This is a genomic window from Nonomuraea sp. NPDC005501 (genome assembly GCF_040605905.1).
In the GTDB taxonomy this organism is placed as follows: domain Bacteria; phylum Actinomycetota; class Actinomycetes; order Streptosporangiales; family Streptosporangiaceae; genus Nonomuraea.
Genome location: NZ_JBEXDT010000085.1, coordinates 23,056 through 41,831 on the forward strand (window position 1 = coordinate 23,056; position 18,776 = coordinate 41,831).

18 protein-coding genes are annotated in these 18,776 nt (G+C 71.4%); 5 read left to right on the forward strand and 13 right to left on the reverse strand.

What is annotated here, in order from left to right; all coding sequences use genetic code 11:
• Positions 1-20: 20 nt before the first annotated feature.
• The 8 genes from ABZS51_RS32505 to ABZS51_RS32540 form a co-directional block, all read right to left on the reverse strand.
• A complete protein-coding gene (locus ABZS51_RS32505; protein WP_310711169.1) occupies positions 21-1,199 on the reverse strand; it encodes a histidine kinase in 1,179 nt (392 codons plus the stop codon).
• 11 nt (positions 1,200-1,210) lie between these two features.
• On the reverse strand, positions 1,211-1,657 hold the full coding sequence (locus tag ABZS51_RS32510) for an HIT family protein (RefSeq protein WP_355449084.1): 447 nt from the start codon (positions 1,655-1,657) through the stop codon (positions 1,211-1,213).
• A gap of 9 nt (positions 1,658-1,666) precedes the next feature.
• Entirely contained in the window at positions 1,667-2,428 is a 762-nt protein-coding gene (locus tag ABZS51_RS32515) for a DUF1838 family protein (RefSeq protein ID WP_355449087.1), read from the reverse strand.
• 57 nt (positions 2,429-2,485) lie between these two features.
• Entirely contained in the window at positions 2,486-2,914 is a 429-nt protein-coding gene (locus ABZS51_RS32520; protein WP_310711172.1) for a protease inhibitor I42 family protein, read from the reverse strand.
• The gene (locus ABZS51_RS32525) at positions 2,911-3,795 is read right to left on the reverse strand and encodes a YihY/virulence factor BrkB family protein (RefSeq protein WP_355449090.1); all 885 of its coding nucleotides are present in this window, start codon (positions 3,793-3,795) and stop codon (positions 2,911-2,913) included. The genes ABZS51_RS32520 and ABZS51_RS32525 overlap by 4 nt, the downstream gene beginning before the upstream one ends.
• 47 nt (positions 3,796-3,842) lie before the next feature.
• Complete coding sequence (locus ABZS51_RS32530) at positions 3,843-4,631, reverse strand: DUF3618 domain-containing protein (RefSeq protein ID WP_355449093.1); 789 nt, start codon at positions 4,629-4,631, stop codon at positions 3,843-3,845.
• Positions 4,628-5,008, reverse strand: coding sequence for a phage holin family protein (locus ABZS51_RS32535; protein ID WP_355449096.1), 381 nt, complete (start codon positions 5,006-5,008; stop codon positions 4,628-4,630). The genes ABZS51_RS32530 and ABZS51_RS32535 overlap by 4 nt, the downstream gene beginning before the upstream one ends.
• A gap of 143 nt (positions 5,009-5,151) precedes the next feature.
• Positions 5,152-5,331, reverse strand: coding sequence for a hypothetical protein (locus ABZS51_RS32540; protein ID WP_355449098.1), 180 nt, complete (start codon positions 5,329-5,331; stop codon positions 5,152-5,154).
• 124 nt (positions 5,332-5,455) lie between these two features.
• Between ABZS51_RS32540 and ABZS51_RS32545 the strand changes: the two genes are divergently transcribed.
• Entirely contained in the window at positions 5,456-6,100 is a 645-nt protein-coding gene (locus ABZS51_RS32545; RefSeq protein ID WP_355449105.1) for a TetR/AcrR family transcriptional regulator, read from the forward strand.
• Between the two features lie 86 nt (positions 6,101-6,186).
• Here the strand turns inward: ABZS51_RS32545 and ABZS51_RS32550 are convergent, their stop codons facing one another.
• Positions 6,187-7,056, reverse strand: coding sequence for an alpha/beta hydrolase (locus ABZS51_RS32550; protein ID WP_355449108.1), 870 nt, complete (start codon positions 7,054-7,056; stop codon positions 6,187-6,189).
• A 163-nt stretch (positions 7,057-7,219) separates the two neighbouring features.
• On the opposite strand from ABZS51_RS32550, the gene ABZS51_RS32555 reads away from it, so the two are divergent.
• Positions 7,220-8,032 (forward strand): hypothetical protein, encoded by an 813-nt coding sequence (locus tag ABZS51_RS32555; RefSeq protein ID WP_355449111.1) that lies wholly within the window; start codon positions 7,220-7,222, stop codon positions 8,030-8,032.
• Positions 8,033-8,394: 362 nt separating this feature from the next.
• Here the strand turns inward: ABZS51_RS32555 and ABZS51_RS32560 are convergent, their stop codons facing one another.
• The 3 genes from ABZS51_RS32560 to ctaD form a co-directional block, all read right to left on the reverse strand.
• Positions 8,395-9,333: a diacylglycerol kinase family protein gene (locus ABZS51_RS32560; RefSeq protein WP_310711187.1), complete on the reverse strand. Its 939-nt coding sequence runs from the start codon at positions 9,331-9,333 to the stop codon at positions 8,395-8,397.
• A gap of 84 nt (positions 9,334-9,417) precedes the next feature.
• Positions 9,418-12,072: an immune inhibitor A domain-containing protein gene (locus tag ABZS51_RS32565; RefSeq protein WP_355449114.1), complete on the reverse strand. Its 2,655-nt coding sequence runs from the start codon at positions 12,070-12,072 to the stop codon at positions 9,418-9,420.
• A 251-nt stretch (positions 12,073-12,323) separates the two neighbouring features.
• Positions 12,324-13,976: a cytochrome c oxidase subunit I gene (gene ctaD / locus ABZS51_RS32570; RefSeq protein WP_355449117.1), complete on the reverse strand. Its 1,653-nt coding sequence runs from the start codon at positions 13,974-13,976 to the stop codon at positions 12,324-12,326.
• Positions 13,977-14,186: 210 nt separating this feature from the next.
• On the opposite strand from ctaD, the gene ABZS51_RS32575 reads away from it, so the two are divergent.
• The gene (locus ABZS51_RS32575; protein ID WP_355449120.1) at positions 14,187-15,395 is read left to right on the forward strand and encodes an aminotransferase class I/II-fold pyridoxal phosphate-dependent enzyme; all 1,209 of its coding nucleotides are present in this window, start codon (positions 14,187-14,189) and stop codon (positions 15,393-15,395) included.
• A 27-nt stretch (positions 15,396-15,422) separates the two neighbouring features.
• Here ABZS51_RS32575 and ABZS51_RS32580 read toward each other — a convergent pair whose 3' ends face one another.
• Positions 15,423-15,980 carry a hypothetical protein gene (locus tag ABZS51_RS32580; protein WP_310711191.1) on the reverse strand — a complete coding sequence of 186 codons (558 nt, stop codon included), beginning with the start codon at positions 15,978-15,980 and terminating at the stop codon, positions 15,423-15,425.
• Positions 15,981-16,050: 70 nt separating this feature from the next.
• Between ABZS51_RS32580 and ABZS51_RS32585 the strand changes: the two genes are divergently transcribed.
• Together ABZS51_RS32585 and ABZS51_RS32590 are read left to right on the forward strand one after the other, a co-directional pair.
• The gene (locus tag ABZS51_RS32585; protein ID WP_355449124.1) at positions 16,051-17,412 is read left to right on the forward strand and encodes an FAD-linked oxidase C-terminal domain-containing protein; all 1,362 of its coding nucleotides are present in this window, start codon (positions 16,051-16,053) and stop codon (positions 17,410-17,412) included.
• 182 nt (positions 17,413-17,594) lie between these two features.
• Positions 17,595-18,776, forward strand: coding sequence for a serine/threonine-protein kinase (locus ABZS51_RS32590; RefSeq protein ID WP_355449127.1), 1,182 nt, complete (start codon positions 17,595-17,597; stop codon positions 18,774-18,776).

The window sequence follows — 18,776 nt, forward strand, 5'->3', positions numbered from 1 at the left end:
ACCGACAACTACCGACGCGGTCAACGGGCCGAGACGCCGGGGTGATACTTCGGCAACCTGACGTTGACCTTCGTGCCGGCGCCCGCCCCCGTCTCGACGACGAGCCCGTACTCGTCCCCGTAGACCTGGCGCAGCCGTTCGTCCACGTTGGCCAGCCCGACGCCGCCCGCCGGCGCGACCTCGCCGGCCAGGATGCGGCGCAGCCGCTCGGGGTCCATGCCGAGGCCGTCGTCCTCGACGCTGATGCGGCACTCCGCGCCGCCGTCCTCGGCGATGATCGCGATGCGGCCGACGCCGTTGCGGCTCTCCAGGCCGTGGCGTACGGCGTTCTCGACGAGCGGCTGCAGGCACAGGAACGGCACGGCGACGGGCAGCACCTCGGGGGCGATGCGCAGGGTCACCTGGAGCTGGTCGCCGAAGCGGGCGCGTTCGAGGGTGAGGTAGCGGTCGATCGAGCGCAGCTCCTCGGCCAGCGTGGTGAACTCGCCATGCCGGCGGAAGGAGTAGCGGGTGAAGTCGGCGAACTCCAGCAGCAGCTCGCGGGCCCGTTCGGGGTCGGTGCGGACGAACGAGGCGATGGTGGTGAGCGAGTTGTAGATGAAGTGCGGTGAGATCTGCGCGCGCAGCGCCCGCACCTCGGCCTCCATGAGCAGCGTGCGGGAGCGGTCCAGCTCGGCCAGCTCCAGCTGCGAGTCGACCCAGCCCGCGACCTCCTGGGCGGCCTTGACGAGCCCTGCCGAGGCTTGGGGGCCGTAGGCGGCGAGCGCGCCGACGACCCGGTCGTCGGTGGTGAGCGGTACGACCACGGCATGCCGGATCGGGCACTCCAGCAGGTCGCAGTCGACGGCCAGCACCTGGGTCCGGCCGTCCTTGAGCGTGGCCCGCGCGTGCTCGAACGCCTCCCCGGCGTGGTGCTCCCCCGCGCCGTCGTACACCAGCAGCCGCTCCCCGTCGGTGACGGCCACGGCGGAGGAGCCGAGCAGCGCGCGCAGGTGCCGAGAGGCCCGCTCGGCGCCGTCGGCGGTCAGCCCGGCGCGCAGCGGCGGGCCGGCGAGGGAGGCGGTGTGCAGCGTCTCGAACGTGGCCCGCTCGGCCGGGCTGGTGCCGAGCTCCCGGCGGCCGCGCATGACGCGCCACAGGACGAGCCCCGGCACGCCCACGAGTGCCGCCGCCACGGCGACGCCGACGAGGTACTCCACACCGCGCGAGCCTACTCGGGAGACCCCCAGGGCCCGCCCCGGCCCTGGGCGAGCGCCTTGGCGACGGCGTCGGCGTACGAGCGGGCCTCCTCGTCGGAGTCGTACCTGGTGCGCGGCCAGAAGAAGCCGCGCAGGCCGTCCTTGCGGTTGCGCGGCACCACGTGGACGTGCAGGTGGGGGACGCTCTGGCTGACGTGGTTGTTCATCGCGACGAACGTGCCGGCGGCGTCCATGGCCTCCTCCACGGCGCGGGCCACGGCCTGGACCCGCTCGAAGAACGGCCCCACGTCGGGCAGCGGCAGGTCGGCGAGCGTCTCGGCGTGCCGCCGGGGCACCACGAGCACGTGGCCCTTGAACAGGGGCCTGGCGTCGAGGAAGGAGACGGCCACCTCGTCGGCGCGCACGACGAACGCGGGCCGCTCCCCCGCGACGATCTCGCAGAACAGGTCGGTGCTCACCGGCCGACCCTACCCGCCGGCCACCTCGGCGGTCCCGGCCGCGCCCCGCAGGTGGTCGCGGAAGTCGGTCCAGCTCGTCATGTTCGGCGCCGACCACGCCTCCGGGGCGCGCAGGAAGCGCTCGCCGGCGAAGCGGGCCAGCCGTCCGGGCACCTCGGTGACCTTGCCGCCCCGGCAGTGGTAGACGAGCGCCCCCTCGCGCTGCCCCATCGCCATCCACGGCAGCCACGGCGACACCCGGCACCACGAGAACACGCAGGGGACGTCCGCCACGCCCGAGTCCAGGTCGGCGGCGCGGGCGAAGAACTGGAACAGCTCCATCGCCCGGTAGGTGTCGCCCGCCGAGTGCTCGGGGAAGTCGGCGACCGGGAGCGGCGACGGGTAGGCCAGGCGCACGTCCACGTTGTAGACGACCTGGTCGCCGACGCGGGTGAACGGCACCGCGCGGTCGCCGAGCGGCTGGTTGACGGGGTCGTTGAAGACGTGCCGCACCTCGACGCTCTCGCCGGTGAACGGGTTGTCCCAGGTGGACAGGACGTCCCGGGTGACAGGGTCGAGGTAGGCGGCGGCCTCGCGGGTCAGCAGCCGCCAGCCGGCGTCGCCGCGTTCGGCGCGGGCCACGTTGAGGCCCTCGAAGCCGAACAGGTGGTGCGGGCCGTCGTCGCGCCGCCAGCCGTACACGTCGCCGGTCCACCAGGAGATCGTCTCGGCGCCGTCCGCGGCGGCGCGCACCCGTACGAAGTCCCTGCCGTAGTCGCTGCCGTTGTCCATGCCCGCAGCCTCCCCGACCCGCGCCTCCGGATCAAGGACACGGGCGCCCCGCACGGGTCAGCGGGGGGTGACGGTGAGGTCGAAGACCGCCTCGCCGGAGCGCAGGCGGCTCTCCTCGGTGGGGGGCGACGTCGCGCCGCCGCAGCGCCAGCAGTCGTACAGCCTGACGCTCGTCGTGCCGGGCCGCTTGGTGTTGAACACGAAGTAGGCGGTCCCCGGGGAGCCGTCGCGCCGGCGCTCCTTGCTGATGTACGAGGCGACCCGGGCGTCGGGCACCGCCTCCAGGGTCCAGCTGTCGCCCGCCGCCGGGTCGTCGGGCACCGCCAGCGAGAACCGCTGCCCCGAATGCAGCTCCACCGGGACGGTCGCGCCCTTGGCACCCTTGAAGATCACGCCGAGGTCGCTGACCGCCGCGCCGCCGCCGCATCCCGCGACGACGGCGGCGGTCAGCACCACGAGCAGGGCTGAGGCCGGCCGACGCTTCACTCAGGCAGCGTATCGGGCTGGGGCGCGTCCCGGGGCTCGGCGTACGGCTCCCGCTCCACGGGGCTGCCCTCGGCGATGGCGCGCTCCCTGATCAGCTCGGCGTCGAACTCGGCGCCGAACAGCAACGCCATGTTCGACAGCCACAGCCAGATGAGGAACACCACGACCGCCGCGAGCGTGCCGTACGTCTTGTTGTAGGAGCCGAAGTGGCTCGCGTAGAGCGCGAACCCGGCCGAGACCATCACCCAGAGAACGACCGCGAGCAGCCCTCCGGGGCTGATCCAGCGCACCCCCGGCTGGCGCACGTTGGGCGCCGCCCAGTAGAGCACCATGATGAGGCCGGCCGCGATCAGGGCGAGGACCGGCCACTTGACGATGTTCCAGGTGGTCACCACCGCTCCGCCCAGTCCCAGCGCGCGCCCCGCCAGGTCGGCGAGCCGGCCGGTGAGGGTGACCGCGATCGCCCCGACCGCGAGCAGCACGGTCACCAGGACGGTGAGGCCGATCCGCAGCGGGGTGGTCTTCCAGAACGGCCGGCCCTCCCCGATGTCGTAGATCGCGTTGCAGGCCCGGATGAAGGCCGCGATGTAGCCGGAGGCCGACCACAGGGCCACGGCCAGGCCGACGAGAGCGAACACGCTCGCCGACCCGACCCGCTGGACGCCCGCCACGCCCTGCGTGAGCAGGTCGCGCACCTCGGCGGGCGCCACCACGGCCAGGTTGCCCACGATCACCGCGGTGTCGTCGCGGCCGAGCAGGCCGAACAGCGACACCAGCACGATCATCGCCGGGAAGATCGACAGCACCGCGTAGTAGGTGAGCGCGGCGGCGAGGTCCTGAACGTTGTCGTCCTTGAACTCGATGAACGTGCGCTTCAGCACGCTCCACCAGGCTCTGCGCGGGAAGTCGGTGGGACGTTCGGGAGCGCTCACCTGTGCCGGTCGCGCCTCATGACGCGGCGCAGCACGAACACGGCGATGGCGCCCGCCGCGACCACCAGCAGCGCGGGCCGCCTGCGGGCCTGCGCGGTGACCTTGTCGGCCGCGTCCTTCACCTGGTCGGGCGTGACCTCGCGGACCTTGGTCGTGACCGTCCCCGCGACCTCACCGGCCTTCCCCGTGACCGTCCCCGCGACCTCGCCGGCCTTGGCCGTGACCGTCCCGGCCATCTCACTGGCCTTGCCGGTGACCGTGCCCGCCATCTCGCCCGCCTTGGCCTTGGCGGTCTCGGCCGCGTCACCGGCGCGGTGCTTCACGTCCGCCTTGTGCGCCAGCTCGGCCACGGTGTGGCCCAGCTGCCCGCGGGTCTCCTCGATGCGCTTACGCACTCGTCCCTCCTCGTCGTCGTCCTCGCCGTCGCGGCCGTCCCGGCCGCGACGTCCCGTCGTCGTCTCGCGCGCCTGCCCTGAGCTGGCGCCCGTGCCCGTACCGGAGCCGTGCCTGGCTTCCGGTGTCACCTGCTGCGGGCCCTGGGAGCGGGCTTCCCCCTCGCGGCCCTCGATGGCGTCCGTGCGCTCGTCACGCACCAGCGGCTCGGGGTCGAACGTCTCGTGCCCCGCCCGGTCCTCCTCGGCCTTGAGGGCGTTCTCCGCCGCGCCGGCCCGGGTCTGGGGCACGTTGATCGACTCCTCGTCGGTCGGCATGCCCACGGTCGTCCTGTGGGCGCCGACGTCCCCGGCGTGCTGGCCGCTGCTGTATCCGGGATCCGTCTCGCTCATCGCCGCACCTTCTCCTTGACCACGTCGATGTCGGCCTTCACGCTCTCGATGGCCTCGCTCGGCATCGGAGGCTTGGCCCGTTCCACCTGCTTCTTGCCGACCAGCCCCACCACGGCCGCGATGACGAACAGCGCGCCCGCCACCACCGCGGTGGCCGCCCACGCGGGCATGACCAGTGCCAGGAGCAGCGCGACGGCGGCGACCAGCGCGGCGCCGCCGTAGAACGCGAGCATCCCCGCCGCACCGAACAGGCCCGCGCCGAACCCGGCGTGCCTGCCCTTCTCGGCCAGCTCCAGCCGCGCCAGCCGCAGCTCGTCCTTGACGAGCCGGGTGACCTGCTCGGACAGATCATTGACCAGTTTGTGGGTCTCGTTCACGTCCTCGCCTCCTCTGACGAGGAAGGCGCCTACCCACCGGATCGCCCTTCTATCACGGGCGTTCGGCCACGCCCTGGAGCGCGGCGCAGCGGATCGCGGGGCCGCGTGCTGCGTGACGGCGGCCCCGTCGGCTCAGCGGCCCCTCAGCGCCTGGCGGCGGCCTTCAGGAGGTGGCCGATGACGGAGACGATCGGCGACTTGATCGGCGACCTGGGGACGTCGCACCAGTCGGCCGGGCGCTCCGGCTTGCTCCACGGGGACGGGAGCTCGCACGAGGGAGCCTGCGGCTCGGGCCGCTCACACCACGATCCGGGAGGGTTCATACGTTCACTGTACAACCGGCCAATGATCATGCCCCGTCTTGACCGTACGACCGTCCACAAACCGTACGATCGTCCACTTATCATGGGACGACGAGATCGGGCACGGCGATCGGGAGGAGCGGGGATGGCGGGCACACGCGTCGACAGGCGCGTCGAGCGGGGCAACGAGAGCCGCCGGCTGGTCCTGGGCCACGCGGCGAAGGTGGCTTCGGTGGAGGGCCTGGAGGGCCTGTCGCTCGGCCGGCTCGCCGGGGAGCTCGGCCTCAGCAAGAGCGGGGTCTTCGCGCTCTTCGGCGCCAAGGAGGAGCTCCAGCTCGCGACGGTCCGCGCGGCCGCCGAGGTGTACGTCGAGCACGTCGTCCGCCCGGCCCTGCGGGCGCCGGCCGGGCTGGGCAGGGTGTGGCGGCTGTGCCAGAGCTGGCTGGCCTACTCCGAGCAGCGCGTCTTCCCTGGGGGCTGCTTCTTCTACGCCGTCGCCGCCGAGTTCGACGCCCGCGAGGGCGCGGTGCGCGACGCGATCGCGCGGGCCCAGGCCGACTGGGTCCGCTTCGTCGAGCAGACGATCACCGAGGCGCTGGACCTCGGCGAGGCGAAGCGGGACACCGACGTGCCCCAGCTCGCCTTCGAGGTCATCGCCCTGCTCGAAGCGGCCAACGGCCTGTCGCTGCTGCACGGCGACCCGGACTGCTACCGCCGCGCCGCCACGGCCGTGCTGAGCCGGCTGCGGGCCGTCGCCACCGACCCCTCCGCGCTGCCCGCCGTCCCCTGACCCGAGCGACTCCGGCCCAGCTCACCGGCCGATCTCAGTGGGCGGCCTCACCGGGCTGGCTCACTGGGCGGGCTCACCGGGCGGGCTCACCGGGCGGGCCGGCGGTCGCTCTCGGGGGCCACGAAGTCCAGCACCGTCCGGACCACCTCGGGGTCGCCGAGCATGCGGCGGTGGCCGAGCCCCCGCGTGGTGATCAGCCGGGCCTGCTCCCCGAACGCGGCGACCACGCGGCTCGCCTCGGTCGGCGTGACCATGTCGTCGTCCTCGTCGTGGAGGACCAGGATCGGGACGCGCAGCTCCTCGGGCCGGTCCAGCACCGAGAAGCGGGTCCAGATGGCCGGCTCACCGGGGAAGAGGTCCCGCTCGATCCGGCCGCGCAGCTCCTCCTTCACCGGCTCGGACAGCCCGAGCCTGGCGCAGAACGCGTCGAGGAGGTACGCGAAGTCCACGACGCCGCCGAGGGCGACCACCCGCTCGGCCCGGACTCCGTGCCGCAGCGCGAAGAACGAGGCCAGCACGCCCAAGGAGTGCGCGACGACGGCGTCGAAGTCGCCGTAGCGGTCGTGCAGCCGGGTGATGATGTCGCGGTATTCGAGGATGGTGGTGGTCCGGCCGGTGGCCTCCCCGTGGCCGGGCGCGTCGAAGGCGACGACGCTGTGCCCGCGCCGCAGGAGGCCGGGGATGAGATCGGCGCAGCGGCTGCCCCGCGACTGCCAGCCGTGCGCGAACAGCACCGGCCGCGTGCCGTCGCCCCAGAGGTAGGTGACGGCGGTCTTGCCGTTGACCTCCAGCGAGCCGGTGCGCGCGGCGGCGACCGTCTCCCGCTCGCCGGGCCGCAGTCTGCCGCGCGCGAGCGGCGCCCGGAACAGCGCGAAGGCCCCCGCCCCGGCCAGCCGGGCCGAGACCCTGGACACACCGTTGAGCGCGGCCCCGACGACCGCGACACTGGATCCCATGCCGACTCCCCTGTCCCGTTGGCTGATGGCGAGATATTAGCACGACCGTGCGTGCTCTTTTATGCCCACCGGCCGAGTCTGCGCCGGCCGTCCGCACGCGCATGTCCGCGTCCCGGTGATGCGCCAGAATGAATGATCATCATTCGGACAGAGGAATCCCCCCGTGAAGCACATCATCGCCGGCGTGAGCACCGTGGCCATGACCGCCACCCTCCTCAGCGCCGCGTCCCCTCCCGCGCACGCCGCCGCGGCGGCCGACCCCGTCAAGGCTCTGCAGCGTCAGATGGTGGGCGGGAAGGGCGTGCGGTTCACCGACGTCACGTCCTACGTGGCGTTCGACGGCAAGACGCCCTACCTCCGGCGCACCGGCACGCTCCAGTTCGGCAGGACCGGGATCGTCGCTTCGGACATCACCGCGAAGCCTCTCGAAGCACCCGACGTCCCAGGAGGCCTGACGGCTCTCGCCGAGCCGGAACGGACGATCACCGTCGGCAGGAAGAGCTACAACACCGCCGCTCCCATCTACGGCGACCTGCCCAAGGGCAAGACCTGGTTCATCCCCAGGAAGACGGTGACCAACGGCATGAGCGGGAGGTACGGCCAGCTCGTGAATCCCGCCGAGCCGGCCACACTGAAAGCGCTGATCAGTGGCGGCAGGCGGGCGGGGCTCACCTACTCCGGCCACATCACCCTCGCCAGGCTGTGGAAGATCTCCCCCTGGTACCGGACCACCGTGCTGGTGGAGGAGAAGGGCGACGACGCACTGGAGTACAAGCTCACGCTGGGATCCGGCGGCCTGCCCGACCGGCTCGTCACGTCGTACCCGGCCACGGCCTTCCTCGTCCCCGCCGTGGCGGGAGAGGACAGCATCGCCGTCGAGACCCGCTACACGGGGTGGGGCAGCCGCGTGCGCATCACTCCGCCCCCGGCCGCCAATGTGTACATCGCTCCCTCCCGCGGCGACCACCGTAAGTGAGCACGGCCCGGCGGGGCGCTGGACCCGCAGACGGCCGGCGAGAACTTCAGCGAGATCCCGAAGGCGTTCGGCGTGCCGTTCACCTACTGGGGCATCGGCTGCGTGGATCCGGCCGCCTACGAGGCCGCGGCCCGCAGGGGCACCCTGGCCACCGACACCCCGTCAACCACAGCGCCGCCTTCGCACCCGTCATCCGGCCCACCCTGGACACCGGCGTCCAGGCCGCGTGGCCGCCGCCCTCGCCTACCTCGGCACCGAACAGGAGTGACGTTCGAGGAGCCGACCAAGAACGGTCCCGGGTGCCGGCCGCGCCCCATCTGGAACGGTGAGCCGGCCGCCTGACCGACCCGGTCCCGCGCGGGTCAGCGGTCCTCGAAGGAGGCGGGGACCATGACGCGGACGCCGTTGGGGACCACGCGGAGGCGGATCGGGGTGCGCAGCCGTACCTCGCCGTCCACGTCCGCCGCCATCGGCGGATCGGTCTCCAGCAGCATCTCGCGGCCAACGACGAAGGGACCGCCGGCGAGGCTGCGCCAGCGGCCCGTCGTGGCGCGGGCCAGCGTCTCGCCGAGCAGCCGCAGCTTCTTGCCGGACCCGAGCTGGTAGGCCACGAGCATGCCGTTGTCGATGCTGATGTCCTTGGCGACCTGCCAGCCGCCGTGGAAGCGGCCGTTGGCGATGTTGAGCTGGTGGGTGAGCAGCTCGTGCCGCTGGTCGTCGACCGTGATGTAGGCCCGGAACGGCCGGTGCCCCGGCAGGACCGTGAGGGCGGTGAGCGGGTAGGCGGGGCGGCCGAGGATGCGCTTGAGCCACGGCTTGACCTTGCCGGCCACCTCGACCGACACCCCGAAGCTGGCCAGGTTGGCGAACGGCCGGTCGTCGGCCATGCCCAGGTCGATGTCGGCGACCTTGCCCGTGTCGAACACCCGGATCGCGCCCTGCAGGTCGAGCGGCAGGCCGAGGCTGCGGGCGAAGTTGTTGGTGGTGCCGAGCGGCAGTACGCCGAGGGCGACGTCGCGGTGGGCGACGTGGCGGACGGCGGAGGAGAGCGTGCCGTCGCCGCCGCCGACGATGAGCAGATCGGGGCGGGTGGCGAGCGCGGTGTCGAGCAGCTCGCGCAGCCGCTTGGGGTTGTAGACGCCGATCTCGGCCAGCGGCTCGAACCCGAGGTCGTGGAGCTGCTCGATCACCTCGACGTAGTGGCGCCGGCCACGGCGCGAGCGAGTGTTGATCACCACCGCCACGCGACGGTCCTTGCGGATCGCCTCTGTGTGCTCGGCCTTGGTGCGCAGTTCGCTCATGGTGTCCCATCGTAGGGCCGCCGGTCGCCCCGGCGGCCCTACGGACAGGGCCTGCAGATCCGGCCTACAGGGACAGGCCGGGATTCACTTCTTCGGCGGGATCACCTGGACGACGGCGCCCAGGTTGCCCGGCAGCGGGGAGACCAGCTTGAACTGGACGCCCAGGGCCTTACCCTCGTCGCCGGGGTTGCCGGTGCCGAGCTTGTGGCCGTTGCCGAGGTCCGTGCCGTACAGCTCGGTGGCGGGGGTGCCGTCGAGGTGCACGACGCGGGTGCTGTACTGCTGGTCGCCCTTGGACGGCACCACCGTGGAGGCGTCGAAGTCGCGGTAGTACAGGCTGCCGTTCTGCACCTCGAAGCCCGGGTACCAGGTCTTGGCGTCGGTGAAGGCCGGCACGCCCTTCAGCGCGGGGACGTCCGTGCAGTACTCGCTGAACGGCTCGTCCGCGGCCTCCAGGCACTCCTTGAACGGGTACGTCTTGCCGAAGGAGAAGGCGGCGTTGGACGACTGCGAGCGGCCCTCCATGTTCTTGTGCCGGGTCGGGTCCTTGGCCGCCGCCGTGCCGGTGCGGCGCAGCGGGTCGTAGTGGGAGTCGACCACGAGGAGGCTGCCCTTGGAGCCGATGCTCGGCGACAGCTCCAGGTTGTTGGCGATCGAGTTGTTGGTGAACGTGGAGTCGCGGTACCAGATCAGCAGGCCGGGGGCGTTGTACTTGACCTTCTGGACCTTCCACGCGCCGTCACGCGAGTACGTGCTGTCGTAGGCGAACTGCAGGCCCTTGTCGAACCCGTCGAAGTTGCGCCACTCGGCGAGGTAGAAGCGGGAGACCTCGCGGGAGCCGTTGTTGATGGTCCAGCCCTGGCCGCTGGTGTTGGTGAAGGTGCCGCCGGTGGCCTTCCACCCGTTGTCGCCGCTCTCGACGTCGTCGCTCCACACGGCGGTGCCGCCGTTGGTGAGCTGGAAGTCGTCGGCGTGCCAGCCGCGCGGGGTGAACGCCGCGTCGCTGTTGTACGTCAGGCGGAGCTTGACGCTCTTGCCCGCGAACGGCGTCAGGTTGACGTAGTCGTGCCGCCAGCCGTTGGTGTTGCCGGTGAGGCCGTACTTCTTGTTGCCGAACGTCTTGAGGTTCTTGTTCGGGTCCGGGTAGTCCTCGGCGGTGGTGACCTCGTTGCCCGCCTCGTCGTACACCTTCTGCTGCGTCCAGGTCTGGCCGCCGTCGGTGGACACCTCGACGAAGCCGAAGTCCCAGTCCTCCTCGATCTCGTAGTTGTTCCACATCCAGAAGCGGACGTCGGTGCCGGCGGGGACGGGCACGTCACGGGTGAGGTGGACGTTGGCCCATTCCTGGTCCATGCCGGACCACCACGCGTTGGCGCCGCTGTGCGGGTCGATCATCTTCAGCGGCGTGGACGCGAGGTTGACGCGGACGCCGTCCTGGGTGAGCTTCGGCGTGCGCGACGACTGGCCGACGGTCACGAGCTTGGCGGCGTCGCCCGGCTCGAACACCTTCGGGTTGGCCCAGCCGAGCACCCACTTGTCCCAGAGGCCCATGTGGGTGGGCATCGACTGGAAGATCGGCCCGGAGTGGGAGCCGCTGGACATGAGGTCCCAGAAGTCCACGGCCGAGCTGGCGGCGCCGCTGGTGTCGTACAGGTCGGGCAGGCCGAGGTCGTGGCCGTACTCGTGGGCGAAGACGCCGACGCCGGAGTCCTCGGGCTGCACGATGTAGTTGGAGATCTTCTTGTCGGTGCCGGGGACCTGGTAGCCGCCGGCGACCGCGCTGGAGTGCGCCCAGATGGCGTACGTGCCCTCGGCGCCGCCGTCGGAGGACTTGTCCTTGCCGGCGTGGACGAGCACGAGGTGGTCGATCACGCCGTCGGGCTCGGCGTAGTTGCCGTCGCCGTCGGCGTCGGAGACGTCCTCGACGTCGTAGTCGGCCCAGGGGAAGCTCGGCTGGGTCTGGGAGAGGACGTTGACCGCGTCGATGGCGAGCTGGCCGGCCCCGGTCGGGTTGTCGGGGTGGCCGGACATGTCCTGGGGCGCGCCGCCGCAGGCCGCCGCGCCGTACCACGCCTCGGAGTGCGGCGCCTTGATCCAGCCGACGGCGGAGCCGGTGACGGAGTAGGCGCCCTTGGACATCTCCTCGTACATCTTCTTCATCGTGAAGCCGGAGATGTCGATGCCGGGCTTGCCGTCGCGCGGGTCCTTCAGGTCGGGGCGGACGCGCTCGGTGATGCCCTTGTCGGTGTAGAGCATCTTGTTGAAGTGCTCGGTGCTGAAGTCCTTGACCCAGAACGAGTTGTTGTCCTGGTGCGGCAGCGTGGCCGGGTCCGGGATCTTGTTGTGCAGCGGGCCGTTCTTCAGGGTGCCGGGCGGCTCGACGACGCAGTCGTCGGGGGCGCTGTCCGGGGTGGCCAGCCGGTTGAAGCCGGAGAAGTCGTCGTTGGCGTTCTCGTTGAACTCGACGAGCAGCGTGAGGAGCTTGGCGGTCTTTGACTGCTTCGCGTTTTTGAAGATGAATTCAGCGGGGTTTCGGCCCGTCTTGATGGCCTGCTGCTCGCGCGCCGCGAGGACGCGGGCGGCGGCGGGATTGCCCTCGATGTACTTCCGGTCGGCCTTCTGCGCCGGCGACTGGGCGCGGGCGCGCCTGCTGTTCGGGGACGGCGGGTCGCCCGGCTCGGGCTCGTCGCGCGGCGGCGCGTAGTTGATGTAGTAGTCGGCCGCGGTCGGCTCGTACACGGCCGCCGACGCTGCGGCCTGGGAGGTTGCCGCGGGGACTGTGAGCGCGGCAGCGAGCAGGGCCGCCGCCGGCATGGCTGTTAACAGGCGCTTCGTGCTGGGCACCAGGAACCCTCTCTGCCCGGGATCGCCGGGCGCATGGCCTTGGGGTGTGCAATGCCGGACGTTAGAGGGTGAGTAAAGCGGACGTAAAGGGCGTTGTTGAAATGTGATGTATTTAGGACAATTCAGAATAAGGGTCCGTGACCGCCCTAGCCCTGCTCTCCCTGAGGAGACCTGTGCGGGTAGTGCAGGTCGAAGGCGGGACGCTCCGATCGGATCGGCGGCATGAAGGTGAAGTTGTGCCGCGGCGGCGGGCACGAGGTGGCCCATTCGAGCGAGTTGCCGAAGCCCCACGGGTCGTCCACGGTCACGCGCGGCGCGGTGCGGGCGGTCTTCCAGACGTTGTGGAGGAACGGCAGCGTGGACAGCCCCAGCAGGAACGCGCCGAGTGACGAGATCTGGTTCAGCGTGGTGAAGCCGTCGGCGGCGCCGTAGTCGGCGTAGCGGCGGGGCATGCCGAGCACGCCCAGCCAGTGCTGGACGAGGAAGGTCGTGTGGAAGCCGACGAACAGGGTCCAGAAGTGCACCTTGCCGAGCCGGTCGTTCAGCATGCGGCCGGTCATCTTGGGCCACCAGAAGTAGAAGCCCGCGAACATCGCGAACACCACCGTGCCGAACACCACGTAGTGGAAGTGCGCCACCACGAAGTAGGTGTCACTGATGTGGAAGTCCAGCGGCGGCGAGGCGAGGATGACGCCGGTCAGCCCGCCGAGCAGGAACGTGACGAGGAAGCCGATCGCGAACAGCATCGGCGTCTGGAAACTGATGTGACCGCGCCACATGGTGCCGATCCAGTTGAAGAACTTCACCCCGGTCGGCACGGCGATGAGGAAGGTCATGAACGAGAAGAACGGCAGCAGCACCTGGCCGGTGGGGAACATGTGGTGCGCCCACACGGTCATCGACAGGCCCGCGATGGCGATCGTCGCCCCCACCAGGCCCATGTAGCCGAACAGCGGCTTGCGGCTGAAGACGGGGATGACCTCGGTGACGATGCCGAAGAACGGCAGCGCGATGATGTAGACCTCGGGATGACCGAAGAACCAGAACAGGTGCTGCCAGATCATGGGGCCGCCGTTCGCCCCGTCGAACACGTGCGTGCCGAGCTTGCGGTCCGACTCCAGCACGAGCAGCGCGGCGGCCAGCACGGGGAACGCCATGAGCACGAGCATGCTGGTCAGCAGGACGTTCCAGGTGAAGATCGGCATGCGGAACATCGTCATGCCCGGGGCGCGCATCCCGATGATCGTGGTGATGAAGTTGACCGACCCGAGGATCGTGCCCAGGCCCGACAGCGCGAGCCCCATGATCCACAGGTCGCCGCCCATGGTCGGCGAGTACGTCGCCGTGGACAGCGGCGTGTAGGCGAACCACCCGAAGTCGGCCGCGCCTCCCGGCGTGAAGAACCCGGCCACGGCGATCAGGCTGCCGAACAGGAACAGCCAGTACGCCACCGCGTTCAGTCGCGGGAACGCCACGTCCGGCGCGCCGATCTGCAAGGGCATCACCACGTTGGCGAACCCGGCGAACAGCGGCGTGGCGAACATGAGCAGCATCGCGGTGCCGTGCATCGTGAAGAGCTGGTTGTACTGGTGCTGGCTGACGAGCTGCATGCCCGGCTGGGCCAGCTCGGCCCTGATCACCATGGCCATGACCCCGGCCACCAGGAAGAAGGCGAACGACGTGATCAGATAGAGGTAGCCGATGACCTTGTGGTCGGTCGTGGTCAGCCAGGAGACGATCACGGTGCCGGTACGGCGCCGCCTGACCTGGGCGATCGAGGTCTCGCGAACAGTCGTCACGACTGCTCCCTCCTCTGCGGAGTGGTGCCCTGCCTTGCCGGTCCCCCGGTGCCCCCCGATGCCCCTCCATTGCACGCCACCGATCGCTCCGCGTGAAGCCGTTCGCGCTGATTGGTCGCGGGCGGGCCGTCCACATGCCGAAACCGATTCCTGCTCCCGGAACCGCGTCTTCTATCCTTCGTATCCGACCCATCCGGAGGAGAAGATCTCGTGAACGCTCAGCGCGACTACGCCGAACTCGTCCAGCGTGGCCTCTCGCTCGACCTCACCCGCGGCAAGCCGTCCCCGCGCCAGCTGGATCTCTCCAACGACATGCTCCGCCTGCCGACGTCCTACCGCGCGGCCGACGGGACCGACGGCCGCAACTACGGCGGCCTCCAGGGCCTGCCCGAGCTGCGCGAGCTGTTCGCGCCGCTGATCCAGGTGCCCGCCGGCCAGCTCGTCGTCGGGGGCAACTCCAGCCTGGCCCTGATGCACGACACGGTCGCGTTCGCGCTGCTCGACGCGGTGCCGGGCGCCACGCGCCGCTGGGTGGAGGAGCCGAAGGTCACGTTCCTGTGCCCCGTGCCCGGATACGACCGGCACTTCACGATCACCGAGCGGTTCGGCATCACGATGGTGCCCGTCCCGATGAACGCCGACGGCCCCGACATGGACGTGGTCGAGCGCCTGGTGGCCACCGACGCGAGCGTCAAGGGCATGTGGTGCGTGCCGAAGTACAGCAACCCGTCCGGCGCCACCTACAGCGACGAGACGGTGCGCAGGCTGGCCGCCATGCCGGCCGCCGCGCCCGACTTCCGGATCTTCTGGGACAACGCGTACGCGGTGCACCACCTCACCGACACCCCGGCGGAGCTGGCCGACCTGCTGGCGCTGGCCGCCGAGCACGGCAACGCCGACCGCGTCTTCGTCTACGCCTCCACCTCCAAGGTGACGCTGGCGGGCAGCGGCGTGTCCTTCTTCGGCTCCAGCCCGGCGAACGTCGAGTGGTTCCTGCACAACACCGGCAAGCAGTCCATCGGCCCCGACAAGCTCAACCAGCTGCGTCACGTCGAGTTCCTGCGCGACGCCGAGGGCGTGGCCGCGCACATGCGGCGTCACGCCGAGCTGGTGTGGCCGAAGTTCGAGCTGGTCGACCGGGTGCTGACCAAGGAGCTGGGCGGCCTGGCCACCTGGACCAGCCCGACCGGCGGCTACTTCGTCAGCCTGGAGGTGCCGCACGCCGCCGAGGTGGTGGCCAAGGCCAAGGCGGCGGGCATCGCGCTCACCCCGGCCGGCGCCACCCACCCGTACGGCCAGGACCCCGACGACCGCGTGATCCGCATCGCGCCCACCTTCCCGGGGCTGGACGAGCTGGAGCAGGCCATCACCGGCCTCGCGGTGTGCGCGCGGCTCGTCGCCGACGAGCACGGCGCCTGACCCCCGGGCCCGCCCGGCCGGCGGGCTTCAGGCGCGACCGCCGCGTCTGAAGCCGAAGATGTAGTCGCGGGTCTCGCTCGGGTGCACCGAGACGCCGACGCCGGGCTCGAAGACCACGTTGTCGCGGGAGCAGTAACGCAGGCGCTCCCACACCTGCAGCGCCTGCTCGCGGGCGGGCGCCTCGGCCTCGTCCCGCCTGCGGGCCCCGTACGAGCCGAGCACCTGGAGCAGGCCGAACCCCCAGAACAGGCCAGTCAGGCAGAACGGGGCGAGCAGCACCTCGCCCCAGTTCGAGTCCTTGCCCATCGCGATCACCAGCGACACCACCAGGTGCACGAGGGCGGCCACGCCGAGCAGGATGTAGCCCTGGTTGCGCACCCAGGGCGCGTACTGGCGGCTGGGGAACGACATCCACACCGCGAGCTGCGTACGGCTCATCAGGTGCTTCGTGGCGCCCAGCGACACGGCGGCCGGCAGGTCGGCGATCTCACGCTCCCCGGGAAGGCGGACGCGCCCGATCCGGTACGTGGTCCCCGCCGCCACCGCTCCCGGTACTGCGATGACCTGGTCAACCTGGGAACACACCGGACACGTCACTTCCACCCGGGCAGTCTGGCCTCAAGCCTCGATCCACGCAAACCGTAAGGTTCTTCATGTGAGACCCATAGACGCCTTGGTGAACGCGCTGCCCGCCGGCCGAGTCGTGACCGATCCCGACGTGGCCGCCTCCTACGCCCGTGACCGCACGTTCGTCGAGCCCGGCAAGCCCGTCGGCGTGGTGCTCGCCGCCTCCCGCGACGACGTCGTCGCGACGCTGCGCTGGGCCGGCGAGCACCGCGTCCCGGTCGTCCCGCGCGGCGCCGGCTCGGGCCTCGCCGGGGCGGCCACGGCCACCGAGGGCGCGCTCGTCCTGTCGCTGGCGCGCATGACGGCCATCAGGGAGTTGTCCCCCGCCGACGAGATCGCCGTCGTGGAGCCCGGCGTGATCACCGCCGACCTGGACAGGGCGGCCCGGGAGCACGGGCTCATGTACGCGCCGGACCCGTCGTCGTACGAGATCTCCACGATCGGCGGGAACCTGGCGACCAACGCGGGCGGGCTGCGCTGCGTCAAGTACGGCGTGACGCGCGACTCCGCGCTGGGCCTGGAGGTGGTGCTGGCCGACGGCCGCATCCTCCACACCGGCCGCCGCACGATGAAGGGCGTCACGGGCTACGACCTGACCGGGCTGTTCGTCGGCTCGGAGGGCACGCTCGGCGTCATCACCTCGGCCACGGTACGGCTGCGCCGCGCGCCCGCGGCCCCGCCGGCGACGTTCGCCGCGGAGTTCGGGTCGCTGCGCGCGGCGGGCGCGGCCGTGTCGGCCATCATGGCGGCCGGTTGCCAGCCGTCCCTGATGGAGCTGCTGGACCGGGCGACGCTGGAGGCGATCGACGACTGGCGCCACATCGGCCTGGAGCCCGGGGTGAACGCCATGCTCATCGGCCAGTCCGACGCCTCCGACGGCCAGGCCGCCGTCGAGCGGATGGAGCGGCTGTGCGTGCAGAACGGGGCGTCGTTCGTGGCCGTGTCCTCCAGCCCGCAGGAGACCGAGGAGCTGATCGGCGTGCGCCGCATGGCCTACGAGGCCAAGGAGCGGCTCGGGGCGTGCCTGGTGGAGGACGTGTGCGTGCCCCGCTCGGTGCTGCCCGAGATGATCGGCGCGATCGAGGCGGCCGCGGCCCGGCACGACGTGCGGATCTGCACGGTCGCGCACGCCGGCGACGGCAACCTGCACCCGGTGTTCATCTTCGAGCACGGCCTGGCCGAGCCGCCGGCGAGCGTGTGGGCGGCGGCCGACGAGGTCTTCACCCGGGCGCTGGAGCTCGGTGGCACGCTCACCGGCGAGCACGGGGTCGGCCTGCTCAAGCGCCGGTGGCTGGCGCTGGAGGCGGGGCCGGTCACGCGGGAGGTGCAGCACGGCATCAAGGCGGTGTTCGACCCGCTGGGCATCCTCAACCCGGGCAAGGCGATCTGAGCCGTTCCTCCGGTTTCCGGGCATGACGACGGGCGTGGTCCTGGCCACAATCCGTACACAAACGCTGACATGAGCCGACAAATCGTGAAAGAAAACACAAGGCCGGGCCACGCACCAAGCACCACGCTGGTAGCGTTCTGCCCCAGTTGTTGATAAATCATGCGTGGTCATGGGGGTTCAACGTGGATCAGTACCAGCCGTTGGCGGCGGACGACCCGCGACGGCTGGGGGCCTACGACCTCCTGGGCCGTCTCGGCGAGGGGGGCCAGGGAGTCGTCTATCTCGGCCGTAGCGACTCCGGCGAGCAGGTGGCGGTCAAGCTGCTGCACCACGCGGCGGTCGCCGACCCCGACGCCCGCACCCGCTTCCTGCGGGAGGTGGCCGTGGCCCAGCGGGTCGCCCGGTTCTGCACCGCCCCCGTGCTCCACGCCGACCTGGAGGGCAGCCGGCCGTACATCGTCAGCGAGTTCGTGCCGGGGCCGTCGCTGCGTGAGCTCGTCATCAACGAGGGGCCGCGCCGGGGGGCCGCCCTGGAGCGGCTGGCGATCAGCACCGCGACCGCGCTGGCGGCCATCCACCGGGCCGGGATCCTGCATCGCGACCTGAAGCCGGCCAACGTGCTCATGGGCCCCGAGGGCCCGGTCGTGATCGACTTCGGCATCGCGCGGGCGCTCGACTCGCCGGGCGCGACGGCCACCGGCATGGCCATGGGCACGCCGTCGTACCTCGCGCCGGAGCAGCTCAGCGGCGCCGCGGTGTCGGAGGCCGCGGACGTGTTCGCGTGGGGCGTCACCATGGTGTACGCCGCGACGGGCACGCCGGCGTTCGGCTCCGACTCCATTCCCGTGGTGATGAACCGCATCCTGCACGAGGAGCCGCAGCTCGGCGGGATGGACGGGACGCTCGGCGAGCTGGTGGCCCTGTGCCTGTCCAAGGACCCGGCGCTGCGGCCGAGCGCGGACGAGCTGATCGTGCGGCTCACCGGGCAGCCGGCGCCCAGGGCGGCGGTCGAGCCGGTCACGGGCGGCCAGGCCGTTCCGGGGAGCCAGGCCGTTCCCGGCGGGCCTCAGGCCGCCGGCCCGCACCAGACGGGCGCCCAACTCCCCCACGTGCCGCAGCAGCCCGCGGGCCCGCACCCGAGCGGCCCGCACACCGGCGCTCCTCAGCACGGCAGTCCTCAGCACGGTGCTCCTCACCAGGGCGGTCCCCAGGCGGCGGGTGGCCCTCAGCCCGGTGGTCCCCAGCCCGGTGGTCAGCACCCCGGCGCCCCGTACCCCGCCGGAGCTCAGCAGGCGGGCGCGCAGCACCCGCCGCCAGGCCGGTCGGCCTGGCCGTCCGCGGGCAGGAATTCCGGGCGCCCCTGA

What these genes read in the sequence shown, in the direction of transcription:
- ABZS51_RS32515 (WP_355449087.1), bottom strand. Translation starts at nt 2,428, where the DNA reads ATGGACAACGGCAGCGACTACGGCAGGGACTTCGTACGGGTGCGCGCC.
- ABZS51_RS32530 (WP_355449093.1), bottom strand. Translation starts at nt 4,631, where the DNA reads ATGAGCGAGACGGATCCCGGATACAGCAGCGGCCAGCACGCCGGGGAC.
- ABZS51_RS32540 (WP_355449098.1), bottom strand. Translation starts at nt 5,331, where the DNA reads ATGAACCCTCCCGGATCGTGGTGTGAGCGGCCCGAGCCGCAGGCTCCC.
- ABZS51_RS32545 (WP_355449105.1), top strand. Translation starts at nt 5,456, where the DNA reads ATGGCGGGCACACGCGTCGACAGGCGCGTCGAGCGGGGCAACGAGAGC.
- ABZS51_RS32550 (WP_355449108.1), bottom strand. Translation starts at nt 7,056, where the DNA reads ATGGGATCCAGTGTCGCGGTCGTCGGGGCCGCGCTCAACGGTGTGTCC.
- ABZS51_RS32560 (WP_310711187.1), bottom strand. Translation starts at nt 9,333, where the DNA reads ATGAGCGAACTGCGCACCAAGGCCGAGCACACAGAGGCGATCCGCAAG.